At 44.3% G+C, this 12201-nt stretch carries 9 protein-coding genes; all 9 read left to right on the top strand.

What is annotated here, in order from left to right; translation table 11 throughout:
* The coding region (locus tag AB5642_RS18630) for a hypothetical protein (protein ID WP_368371832.1) at nucleotides 1–183 on the top strand (183 nt) is incomplete at its 5' end.
* Nucleotides 171–605 carry an HK97-gp10 family putative phage morphogenesis protein gene (locus AB5642_RS18635; protein WP_173719571.1) on the top strand — a complete coding sequence of 145 codons (435 nt, stop codon included), beginning with the start codon at nucleotides 171–173 and terminating at the stop codon, nucleotides 603–605. The genes AB5642_RS18630 and AB5642_RS18635, both read left to right, overlap by 13 nt.
* A complete protein-coding gene (locus AB5642_RS18640) occupies nucleotides 602–949 on the top strand; it encodes a phage tail protein (protein WP_173719570.1) in 348 nt (115 codons plus the stop codon). Before AB5642_RS18635 ends, AB5642_RS18640 begins: the two co-directional genes overlap by 4 nt.
* Before the next feature lie 3 nt (nucleotides 950–952).
* Nucleotides 953–1540: a major tail protein gene (locus AB5642_RS18645; RefSeq protein WP_173719569.1), complete on the top strand. Its 588-nt coding sequence runs from the start codon at nucleotides 953–955 to the stop codon at nucleotides 1538–1540.
* Between the two features lie 17 nt (nucleotides 1541–1557).
* On the top strand, nucleotides 1558–1950 hold the full coding sequence (locus AB5642_RS18650) for a hypothetical protein (RefSeq protein WP_173719568.1): 393 nt from the start codon (nucleotides 1558–1560) through the stop codon (nucleotides 1948–1950).
* Between the two features lie 468 nt (nucleotides 1951–2418).
* The gene (locus AB5642_RS18655; protein ID WP_173719567.1) at nucleotides 2419–8691 is read left to right on the top strand and encodes a phage tail tape measure protein; all 6273 of its coding nucleotides are present in this window, start codon (nucleotides 2419–2421) and stop codon (nucleotides 8689–8691) included.
* Nucleotides 8688–9446, top strand: coding sequence for a phage tail domain-containing protein (locus AB5642_RS18660; protein ID WP_173719566.1), 759 nt, complete (start codon nucleotides 8688–8690; stop codon nucleotides 9444–9446). The genes AB5642_RS18655 and AB5642_RS18660 overlap by 4 nt, the downstream gene beginning before the upstream one ends.
* 11 nt (nucleotides 9447–9457) lie before the next feature.
* Nucleotides 9458–9910 carry a hypothetical protein gene (locus AB5642_RS18665; RefSeq protein WP_173719565.1) on the top strand — a complete coding sequence of 151 codons (453 nt, stop codon included), beginning with the start codon at nucleotides 9458–9460 and terminating at the stop codon, nucleotides 9908–9910.
* Nucleotides 9911–9924: 14 nt separating this feature from the next.
* A complete protein-coding gene (locus AB5642_RS18670; protein ID WP_173719564.1) occupies nucleotides 9925–12156 on the top strand; it encodes a phage tail protein in 2232 nt (743 codons plus the stop codon).
* The last annotated feature ends 45 nt before the right edge of the window (nucleotides 12157–12201 follow it).

Consider the following 12201-nt stretch of genomic DNA (forward strand, 5'->3'; position numbering starts at 1 on the left):
GCAGACCAGGTTGTTGAGATCATGGCGTGTAATTATTCTGGAGAATCATTCCTGGTGGATGAATCTACAGGTGAAATTTATGATATAAAGCGCAGATATCAGAAAAATAAATCCATGAAGGTGCAGCTGACTTGTCAGATGCGTGAACGTGGGAAAGCGCAGGTAGGGCAATGGCAAGGATGACGATAACAGGTTTTGAAGATGTTGAAGAGATGTTGAATAAGCTGGCAAATCCTTATGAAATGGCTGAAAAAGCAGTGAATAAGGCCGCCCCAATTGTAGAAAAAAACCTGAAAACACAGATCAGATCCGCAGCTAACAGAAGGGATAAATACGGAAAACCGTATTCAACAGGCGAACTGGAAGCTTCCATAGTTGCTACAAACGCAAGAGACAATAGTCTCGGAGTGTTTGCTGTGGTAAAACCAAATGGAACTGATAAAAATGGTCTTAGAAATGCTGAAAAAATGGGTTATCTGGAATATGGTGTAAGGTCACACGGCCAGGAGCCAAGACCTGTACGCGCGGCAGCAGTAGCACAAAGCGAAAATGCAGTAATGCAGGTTATGGAAGAGGTAATTGGCGCGGAGGTGGACAAGCTGTGACAATAAATCAAAAGATAATAAAAGCGTTGAAGCCTCTTGGCATTCCGGTGACATCAGATTTTTTTGGCGGTGGAAATAGCGAGTATATTACCTTTAATTATGTGAAGGATGGTGCAGAACTATTCGCGGACAATCAGCCGATAGAGGATATATCCTCAATGCAGATTCATTATTTCCTGCCATCAACTAAGGATTACCTGGAAGCAAAAAGAAAAATTCGCAGGGCAATCCTGGAAGAAGGTGGAACGTATCCTGATGTAACCGTATTGATGGAACCAGATAATAAAACAAGACACATTGTCTTTGAATGTGAATTTGAAAATGATTATGATATGGAGGAATAACACATGGCACATATTGGTATGAAATATCCTGTAGCAGCAAAGTGGGCAGACGGAAATAAGTACACAGAAGGTTTTGTTGTTGCAAAAGCAATCAACTTCAATGGAACCCCAAATAAAAATGATGCAGAACTTCGGGCAGATGATGGAGTTGCTGAAACAGACAAAACTGTAAGAGACTGGGGGACATCTCTTGGAGTGGATGATCTGTCTCTGGAGAATCAGGCGAAACTGCTTGGTCATACATATGTAAAAGCGGCAGCAGGAGATTCAGGACAGGAAGAAACTCCAGAGAGTATTGAAATCGGAACTGAAGACGAAGCTCCATATTTTGGAGTTGGTTTCTATAAGCGTAGAAAGAAAAATGGTGTGGTTAGTTTCACTGTTATCTGGCTGTATAAAGTACAGCACAGTGAGCCTACAGAAAATGCTGAGACAAAAGGTGACACTACAAACTTCCAGACTGCCACCATTGAAGGTAAAGCATACCCAGTGGAAGTCGATGGTAAGATGTCTATTGGTAAAAAACTCGTATTTGACAGCGAAGCTAAAGCGAAAGCATGGCTGAACAAACAGGCAACAATTACTGCGTAAGAATTAAAGGAGATTGTATGAGCGACTTAAGACCAATAGGAGCTCCGGTTGTTATGGGTGGACAGGAATACAATATCCTGTTCACCATTGGAGCAATTGAAGCAATCCAGGAAACCTGTAATAAGGCATTAGTGAAAATTATGCCGGCAATTGCGAGAGTTGCTGACTATAAAACCGATTCGGAAGATATAAAAACACTTTATAGTGTTGTGGCTGCGTTTCTCACCGTGGATACAGGTAAGGAAGTAAAAGTAGAAGCCATTGACGGACTTATAAAGCCAGCTGAAATGCAGAAGCTTGCTATTACCTTGCTGGAAGCATACGGTTTTTCTATGCCGGATCCTGACAGTGATGATGAAGATTCTGGAGACGAAGAGGAAGAAAACCCAAACCAGGAGACCGGGCTATAAACGTAGCCCGGTTACTGTATGTGGGATGTAAGGTGCTCAATTATAGTGAAAAAGAAGTGTTCGGTATGACACTTCGGAAATTCTATCTGATCTATAATGAGTATTTAGATTTTAACGGTTTAAAGAAAAAAGATGAAGAATTAAATCTTGACTCATTTTTCTGATCTTCTTCCGCATCTTTGCGAAAAGATATTGAATTAGGCAGAGATGCGGATTATAATTAAGAAAAACAGAAAGGTGGGTGGCATATGTTATTGGTAATATTGTTTGTATTGTTATTATTTGCAATACTGATAGGGGCTCTGATAAAGAAATTTATCAAATGGGTTACATCGCCGGTGGTGTATAAAACCCACATTGAAGAAGTCCCAATATCCAAGAAATAAGTATAAATAAAAATCCATGTAAAAAGAGCATCTCGGTTTGAGGTGCTCTTTTTATGTGGATTTTTTGTTGGGAGGACTAACTATGGCAGGAAAGAAAATTGGAATTGTACTTGCACTGGACGGAGAAAGACAATTTTCACAGGGTGTATCAAATGCGAAAAAAGAAAGTGCAATGCTAAATTCTGAACTGAAAAAACTCAGCACAGAATATAAGGGAAATGCCAATTCTCTTGAATTTCTGACTAAAAAGCAGGAAAACCTGTCAAAGCAGACTGAGAGTTATCAGAAAAGGGCGGAGTCTGCGAAAAAAGGACTGGAAAATGCACAGAAGGTATCGCAGAAAGCCGCACAGCGATATGAAGAACTTTCCAAGGCATTGAAAGAGGCTGAAAAAGCCCAGGAAAACATGCAGAAATCTGGAAAGGATGGTACAAAAGAGTATCAGCAGCAGTCAAAGGAAGTGGAAAGCCTTCAGAAGGCTGTTGAAAAACAGGGCTTGGAGTGCCAGAAGTGCGAAGGAAAAGTATCGGACTGGTCTAAAAAAGTTAGTGACGCCGAGAATGATATAGAAAAAAATAACCAGGCTTTAAAACAGAATGAAAAGTATCTGCAAGAAGCACAAAATGCTACGGATAAATGCGCAAAGAGCATAAACGAATATGGGAAAGAAACAACGACGGTTATCACTACCACGAAAGAGTTCGGAGAGAGCTTGAAGGAAGGTTTTGGAGAAGCTTTAGCTGCAAAGGGGCTGGAACTTGCAGGAGAAGCTATTTCGGCAATTGGTGATAAGGCAAAGGAAGCTGCAAAGTATGTGGTGGAAGTCGGAAGTTCCTTTGAAGCTGGAATGAGTGAAGTGGAGGCTATCTCTGGAGCAACCGGATCAGAGCTGGAAGCACTGGAAAATAAGGCAAAGAGCCTTGGAAGTAGTACGAAATTCTCTGCAACGGAAGCAGCCAGCGCGATGACAAATATGTCCCTGGCCGGATGGTCTGTAAACCAGACTCTTTCTGGAATTGATGGCGTTCTACAGTTGGCAGCAGCTTCCAATATGGATCTGGCAGAAGCATCACAGGTTGTAACAGATAATATCAGTACTTTTAATCTGGAAGCATCGCAGTCAACCCATATAGCAGATATGATGGCATACGCGCAGGCGAACAGTTCGACTACAGCAGCAGAGCTAGGGGAGGCATACAAGAACTGTGGCGCCAACATGAATGCCGCCGGTCAGGACATTGAGACCACAACCTCTTTCCTGGAAGCATTGGCAAACAACGGACTCCGGAGCAGTGAAGCTGGTACTTCTCTTGCTGCTATAATGAGAGATCTGACCAGCAAGATGAAAGATGGAAAGATCGCCATTGGTGATACTTCTGTTACCGTAATGGATTCTAACGGAAATTTCCGTGACATGACGGATGTATTGAAAGATGTAGAGTCTGCTACAGATGGAATGGGAGATGCCCAGAAGCAGGCGGCTCTTATGGCTACATTTACATCTGACTCCATTAAGGGCTTGAACATGCTTCTTAATACCGGCGCTGATCAGGTGGCTGGCTATGAGGAAAGCCTGAGAAATTGTTCAGGTGCGGCTTCTGATATGGCAGATACTATGCAGGATAACCTGCAGGGTAAACTGACAGAGCTTAGCTCTGCCACAGAGGGACTGGGAATTGCAGTGTATGATTACATTTCAGGTCCCTTACAGGACGGCGTGGAATTACTTACGGATGTTGTGTCTGGATTGACAGACGCGATTACGCCTCAGAAAGATGCAATGGAAGAGATGTATGATGACGTCATACAGTCTTCGCAGAAAGTAGCTGATAATGTACAGGCGATTGACGATCAGTTTACCGGAACCCTGAATTCCGTGGAAAATGTAGGCGCTCTGGCTGACAGACTGGAAGAGTTAAATAATGTTGAAGATAGAACAGCTGTCCAGAAACAGGAAATGGCATCCATCGTGGACAAACTGTCACAGTCCATTCCAGAACTGGCTGGTGCTTATGATGATGAAAATGATAAACTGAGTGTAACTAATGATGAGCTGGAAAAACTGGTAGAAAACTATCAGCAAACAGCAATCCAACAGGCGGTAATTGCAGCCACACAGGATTTAATCAATGAGTCTTTAGCGGCACAGGTACAGCTGGATAAAGCACAGGAACAGAAAAAAATCACTGAAGATAGAATGGAACTCTTGGAAAAAGAGAGAGAATTAATTGTAAAGCTCCAAGAGGAAAGACAGAAGGCCAGTGTAGATCCAAGCTATCAAGTTGATATTGATTTTCCAACAGAGAAAACAAAACTTTATACAGAGGCATTGGAAAAAGGTGCAATAACACAGGATGAATTTAATTATGCTATGGAACATCTAAGCGATAGTAGCAGCGAATTGGATTCACGTTTGGATGGTATTGATGGAAGAACAGTAGCATATGGTGATGCAACTGGAATAGCAGCTACGAGCATAGCTGATTGTGCAGAGAAAATGGAAGGATATTCTCAAGCAATTGAGGAAAATCAAAAAACAATTGATAAATGCTCGGAAGAACAGGAAAGATATGCCAAAAGTGCAGAAAACATTACAAAAGTAAAAAAGGATAATACTGAATCAACAGAAGACAATACAAAGGCACAAGAAGATAATGCTGATGCAATCCAAGCAACCGGCTTGGCGGCAGCAGGAGCTGGCACAGCCCTGGAAGGGTTCAACAAAACTATGGAACGCTCCCAGGAAGCCGCGGATGCTGCTAAGACTGCCATGCGTCAGATCCTGGATGAATACAATTCCACCATGGATTCTATCAAGGCTGATTTGCAGGATAAAATCAGTTTTGCTGATAAATTTGACGGTGGAGATGATATTACCACAGAACAGATGAATGAGAACCTGCAGTCCTGGGTGGATGGAATCCAGAACTATCAGCAGAATCTTCAGCGCCTCAAAGAAGCCACAGACGAGAGCGGGCAGGCAATCTTTTCAGCAGAATTTATCCAGGCAATCCAGGATCAGGGAACTGATGCAGCTAATATGCTCCAGCACATGGTATGGACTCTGGACAATCAGGGTGAGTACGGCGTAGAACAGTTGAAAGGCATATCCAAAAAGTGGACTGATGCCATGGATATATCAGAAGATACAGCAACTGTAATGGCAGCTAATAAGACCGCCTATGAGATGACAATGGGAGATCTTGGTTCTTCAGATATTGATTTTTCTGATTTGCGCGAGTCCATTGATAACGCCGTTGCTTCAGCAGTGGAAGGCTGGGCTGAGCTTCCAGCAGCCACCCAGGAATCCCTCATGCAGACCGTACAGATGGCGCAGGAATGTGGTGTACAGATCCCAGAGGGACTTGCAGATGGAATTGCAAGCGGTGAGATAACCCCTCAGCAGGCAATAGATCAGCTGAACGGGACTATTGAAGGAACAATCCAGGGCGTGGCAGAAATCGCCAATAAAGCGGGTATCCAGATTCCGGAAGAAATCCAGGCAGGAATTAATGCCGGTGGTACGCAGGCAGTATCCGCTATGCAGGAGCTTCTGGCACTGATCCAGCAGCAGGCAGCAGATGCACAGTCTGCAGGTGAAGATGTTGGTACTGCTGTAGGAGAAGGAACCCAGAATTCAATTAAAGATCAGCAGTCTGGCGTTGAACAGGCTGGTGGCGAGATGGCGTCCGCCGGAGCAAAGGCAGCCGAAGAGAAAAAAGGCGAATATGAAAAAGCCGGAAGCGTAGCTGCTCAGCAGTACCAGACAGGTATCAATTCTGGAAAAAGTGGTGCAATCAGTGCAGCTGGAACCATGGCAGGACAGGCGGCATCTGCTGTTAGGACCTATCAGAATAGCTTTTACACTGCGGGATATAACGCAGCTGCTGGTGTAGCACAAGGTATATCAGCAGGCCAGTCCCAGGTCATCAGCGCTTCAATAAGAATGATCAATGCAGGTATTGCCGCAGCCAAGGCAGCAGCAGAGATCCATTCTCCATCAAAGAAATTTGAGAAAGAAGTCGGCTATCAGTTACCTGCAGGTACTGCATCTGGTATAACTAAAAACACAAAGGTAGCAACTGCAGCCGCTGGAAAAATGTCAAAGGCTGTGTTGAAAAACGCCACAAGCTGGCTTAAGCAATACAATAAGAGCCATGAAGTGTCCTTGGACAATGAAAAATGGTACTGGCAGCAGATACGTGATACAGCTGTGAAAGGATCCACAGCCTATAAACAGGCAACCTCTCAACTTAATAAGCTTAACAGCAGTTCCACGATCAGCAAGGCACTGAGCAGCAGTATAAAGAACAATTTTGGCGTATCCAAAGAAAAAGTTACCGGATCCGGAGATAATCAAAAGAAAACTACTAAGGACGCAGAAACTTATAATTCTGAAGTCCTCAGTGCTGCTGAAAAACGGCTGGAAAAGTACAAGACATTACATGCTGCCTCTTTAGCCCAGGAGAAAAATTACTGGACCACCGTTCGAAAGAATTTAAAGAGCGGAACTGATGCCTGGTATGAAGCAACACAGAAGATCCAGGAACTGGACACTCAGATCTACGAGAAAAAGCAGGAGAAACAGGAAGAGGCAGCCAAAGCCAGAGAGGAAGCTGCAAAGACCCAGGCTTCAGTACAGAAATCCCTTCTGGAGACCTACCAGACCTATTATTCTATGTCCGCCAGGGCAGAGATGGAATATTGGGATATTGCCAGAAAACAGTTCACAGCCGGCACGGATGAGCGCATAGAAGCAGATAAAAAGTACCTGGAAGCCAAAGAAGATTACGAAAAAGAAAAGCTGCAGCTTGATGAAGATTACAATGATAAGCGGGAAAAGCTTGAAAAAGAACTAAATGAGACCATACAGGAACTGGAAGAAAAAAGGGACAGTGCCATAGCTGATCGGAAGAAAGACATCCTTTCATCCATGAATAACTATGATGCCTGGGATGCTTCCGGATATACTGCAGATCGTCTGATTTACAATATGAATACCCAGGTTGAGGGACTGAAACTGTGGGAAACCCAGTTGCAGGAACTGAGCGGAAAGGGACTTTCAGAGGGGCTGCTGCAGGAACTGAAAGACGCAGGACCAGAAGCAACCGCCAATATTTACAGCCTGAATCAGATGACTGCAGAGCAGCTGGATGAATTTAACAAGCTTTGGGAAGAAAAGCAGGAGATAGCAGACCGGCAGGCAAAAAAAGATACACAGGCTACGCGGGATGCTATTGACCAGCAGATAAGTGACACCAAGAAAGACTATAAGAAGCAGCTGGATGATCTGGCAGCTGAAAATGCTTCGGCTGTTGCGAAACTAAATGAGGGACTATCTACCGGCTTGCAGTCCCTGGTGGAACAGGCTGGCCAGATTGGTGAGGATATTGTAGGTAACCTGATCGCTGGCATTCAGAAAGCTGGCACAGGTGGAACTTTGCTTGACGTAAATGTAACTCCGAATGGCAGCACTGCATCTGGCACGGCCTCTTCTGGATCCGGTGGAACAGATACATCCAGCACTGCTTCTTCAAGCTCAGCTTCCTCTGGGACAACATCTGAAATTGCGCCCGCGCAAAAAGCAGAGCTGGAGGCCGTGACCGCAGGTGTAGCGGAAGAACCGGCAGAAATTACAGAAGTACAAAAGCTGATCAATGCAAGTAAAGCCCATAAGAAATCAGTATCAGATGCTGAGAAAAAGAAGCATTCGGATCTGTGGCAGTACATTGTTAAGAACTACGGCCGGAGCGTCAACGATTCCACAGTTAAAAAGATTGCGGATGCTCTTAGCGTGGAAGCCGACAAAAAGCCTACATCAGCGCAGAAAAAAGCAATTCTGGCCGCTATGAAAAAGAACGGCCTGAAGACCGGTACTCAAAACGTCATAGAGGATCAGCTGGCGTGGTTATTTGAAAATAACGCCCAGGAATATGTTCTCCGTAAGTCCGATGGCGCGATCATGCAGAACATGCTCACCGGGGACAAGGTAATTAACCCACAGGGAGCAGAAAACCTTTATAATTTTGCCATGAATCCGGATCAGTTCCTGGAATCCAGATCTTCCCTGGAGGTAGGAGCGGCTGGAGTCGAGAAACTTAACCGTTTGATTCAGCAGCAGTCAGAGCACCAGGCGAAGTTATCAGGAAGCTATCGAAGTGATAACTCCGAAATACTGAGCAAAATGGATTCCATGATGAGTACGATGGAGTCCATGATGGAGAACATGGCAAGCTCCATGAAGAACTTAAAAGTATTCATGGATAAAGATAAGCTGGTCGGAGAACTCAGGGAAGACATGAACATAAAAAATGAAATGGCAGCCACAAGATACACAAGGGGGCGTCTGAGATGAATATAAATGGCTGGGACATATCCGGAGCACAGGCCAAACAGTGGAACGTGACTCCGGGATTTTCCGATATTGAAAATGAAAGCGAATGGCAGAGGGGAAGCCCACTGCCGTTTTTCATTAATGGATCAATCGGGTGGAAGACAATACGGATCACCTTCCTGGTATACGGCTCTGATCGAAATGAGATCTTGCAGAATTGCAGCACCCTGCTTTCCCATATGATGTCCGAGTCGGTCACCTTGGAACTGGATAAGTTCGATCACAAGTTTTGCGGGTTTATGAGCAAGCATGATTTTACAGAAAACCCGCTTGCCCGTCTGAAGGTGACATCCAACAGGCTGAGCAAGCTCACCGTTGATTTTTCCTGCTATGAGTTTGCTGAACAGCCAAACGGTTCACCGTTTTCGGAGTCCGCTTCCGGGATGCTGGAGACAGTAGTTACAAATCCTGGGAACATCCGGACGCCTTGTATGGTAGAGATTACGCCAAAGGTGGGAATGGAACAGCTGACAATAACTGGAATAAACCGAAATCTAGATACAGGAGAAAACCTTCGGGTGGTAATAAGAAGCCTTACTGCTAACAGTACTGTGATTTTAGACGGAGAAAGTGGGAAGATTACAGAAAATGGGGCTAACAAAGCAGCAGATGTTGATATTTGGAGCCTGCCGATCCTTTTACCAGGGGAAACAAGGATTACCTTAGACAGCACATGGACAGACATGACTGTGAAATATAGACCAAGATTTATGTAGGAGGAAAAAACATGACAAACCAGGAAATGTTAAACGCTTATAACGGATTAAAACTTTTTCAGGAAAAAGAAGCACAGATTTATAAAGAAGATGGAAAGAAAATTTTATCTGGAAAGATAAAACTGAGCTATGCCATTAATAAAAACACGAACTTATTGCTTAACGCATTAAAACCTTATGAAGATACCCGTAAGGAGTTAATGGAAGAATACCGGGATCTTGAACAGGAGGAAAAGGCAATTGAAGAGGAAAAAAAGCGAGCTGAACAGGAAAAGAGAGCCCCCGGAAATGTGGATATCATTCTTAAAGAAGGAAAAAGTGTAAAAGAGCTCAACCAAAAGATTCAGGAACTTCTGGGACTGGAAATGGATTTTGAGGTGCATAAGGTATCCCTGGAAGAATTTGATGGGCTTGATATTGGAAGTTGGGAATTAGGCATTTTTATGTTTATGATTGAAGACTAAACGGAGGCGGCCCTATGCTTAAGATATATGATACGAACCACAATGCCATAGGGCATATTGTCAAATACAAGGATCTGAAGGTTGCGAGCGACGTTACAACTGGCGATCAGACTCTTTCTTTTACATACATGGCAAGACATCATGAAATCTGTGAAGAGTATTATATTGAGACTCAGGATGCTGAGTATGTAGTAAAAGAAAAGAGTGTAAGCACAGATGGATTCCTCTCCTTTGTTGCGGTACTGAACCTGGAAGAACTGGAGGCGAAGCCCTGGAGCTCCTTTGGCATTACGGATTCCACAATAGAAGATGCGGCCAAGCTTGCTCTGGCTGGATCCGGCTGGACGGTTGGCGAATGTACCGTAACCAAGAAAAGAAATGCAGGGATATTGCAGACAAATACGCTTGGAGTAATTCAGAAGCTGTGTACTGCATTTATGTGTGAAGTCGTTTATGATACCAAGAAAAAGACAGTATCCTTTTACGATCAGGTTGGCCAGGATAAAGGGAACTTTTTCCTCACAGGGCTTAACCTGAAACGGTTACAGAGGAAGGGCAGCACCTACGACTATTATACGAGAATTATCCCTATTGGCCAGGACGGGCTTACCATCGAGTCCGTGAACGATGGGAAGAATTACCTGGAAAATTACCAGTACACGAATAAGGTGAAGACCTACATCTGGAAAGACGAATCTTATACAGATGCTGCAGCCATGAAAGAGGATGCAGAAGCGAGGCTGAAAGATCTGTCAAAGCCGGAAGTATCATACAGTGCTGATATTATTGATCTGGCCAAACAAAGAGCCGGATACGATGATTTTTCTTTTTCCCTGGGAGATACAATCACCCTGATCGATGCCGCCACCGGGATCCGGGAAAAGCAGCGGATCATCAAGCTTACACAATATCCACAGGACCATACCAAAGATGAGTGCGAACTGGCCAATAAGCTTCCCTCATTCGAAGAGGCCAGGGAGAAGCTCCAGGCCGCCCAGGAAATTATTAACACCGTAATCAGTGATGATGGACGGTACACGGGGACTATCAATGTATCGGATATTTTGCATTTTGACGAGGGTGTATATGGCAGCAGTGCGGTGGGAAATCTGCAGGGGTTGTACAATACTCTGGACGGGAGCTTATCAGAACTGAAACTGGCGGTAGGACAGATCGAGTCAAACTATATCAAGACAGAAGAGGCTGATATTAAGTTTGCCACCATTGAAAGTCTGAAAGCACTTGAGGCAGAAACTACCAGCATTAAGTCTAAATACGCGGAATTTGAGAGTACCGTTACGGATGAACTGGCGGCTAACAAAGCGTTAATCAATGAGCTGGATGTAAAAAAGATTAACGCCGCAGACGCTGATTTGAAATACGCAAGCATTGATTTCTCCAATATTGGCATAGCGGCTATGAAGAAATTCTATTCAGAATCTGGCTTGATTAAGAATGTAGTGGTCGGCGACCAGACTATTACTGGCGAATTGGTCGGTGTAACTATCAAAGGTGATCTGATCGAGGGTAACACCATCAAGGCAGATAAGCTGGTCATTAAGGGGGAAGATGGCCTTTACTACAAGCTTAATACCAACGGATCAGGAGTAACTTCGGAGCAGACTGACTATAACAGTTTGAACGGTACTGTTATCCAGGCCAAGAGTATCACAGCAGATAAAGTGGCGGTGACCGACTTGGTAGCTTTTGGTGCTGACATCGGTGGAAACCATATCGGACACGACTGCATATATTCCGGAGCTAAGACTTCTGCGCTCAATACCACCAGAGGATTCTATCTCGGCTCAGATGGCCAGGTAGGATTTGGCGATACGAATGAGTATATTCAGTTCTATAAAGGCGATGACGGGAACTTTCACCTGAGAATTAGTGCTGGCGATATTTTGTTTGGTAAGAGTAAGAAGACTGTAGAGAGCGCAATTACTGAGATCGACACTAAGGTTAATAACGTTAAGTCCATTGTTGGAAACACATACACTTACCAGGTTGGTACTAGCATGACAGATGTTCCTACAGGGGAATGGCTAACTTCAATGCCTAACGTACCACAGGGACAGTATCTCTGGACAAAAGAGACCACCTTATATTCAGACGCAACCACCTCCGTAGGCTATATCGCTACCAGGATGGGTGTTGATGGTGCTGGTGGAGCTACCGGACCGGCTGGACCACAAGGCCCCCAAGGTAACCAAGGTGGTCCTATGTCAAGATTTAGTACAAGTTAAAATAAGAAATTTCTCCCTATTTTAACCTGCCAGAAGCTCAGCCTC

The sequence above is a fragment of the Ruminococcus sp. 1001136sp1_2201st1_G3_2201SCRN_220225 genome (assembly GCF_040924365.1).
Lineage (GTDB): Bacteria > Bacillota > Clostridia > Lachnospirales > Lachnospiraceae > Blautia_A > Blautia_A faecis.

Coding starts and splice junctions, on each gene's coding strand:
- AB5642_RS18635 (WP_173719571.1), top strand. CDS start 171: ATGGCAAGGATGACGATAACAGGTTTTGAAGATGTTGAAGAGATGTTG.
- AB5642_RS18645 (WP_173719569.1), top strand. CDS start 953: ATGGCACATATTGGTATGAAATATCCTGTAGCAGCAAAGTGGGCAGAC.
- AB5642_RS18650 (WP_173719568.1), top strand. CDS start 1,558: ATGAGCGACTTAAGACCAATAGGAGCTCCGGTTGTTATGGGTGGACAG.
- AB5642_RS18655 (WP_173719567.1), top strand. CDS start 2,419: ATGGCAGGAAAGAAAATTGGAATTGTACTTGCACTGGACGGAGAAAGA.
- AB5642_RS18660 (WP_173719566.1), top strand. CDS start 8,688: ATGAATATAAATGGCTGGGACATATCCGGAGCACAGGCCAAACAGTGG.
- AB5642_RS18665 (WP_173719565.1), top strand. CDS start 9,458: ATGACAAACCAGGAAATGTTAAACGCTTATAACGGATTAAAACTTTTT.
- AB5642_RS18670 (WP_173719564.1), top strand. CDS start 9,925: ATGCTTAAGATATATGATACGAACCACAATGCCATAGGGCATATTGTC.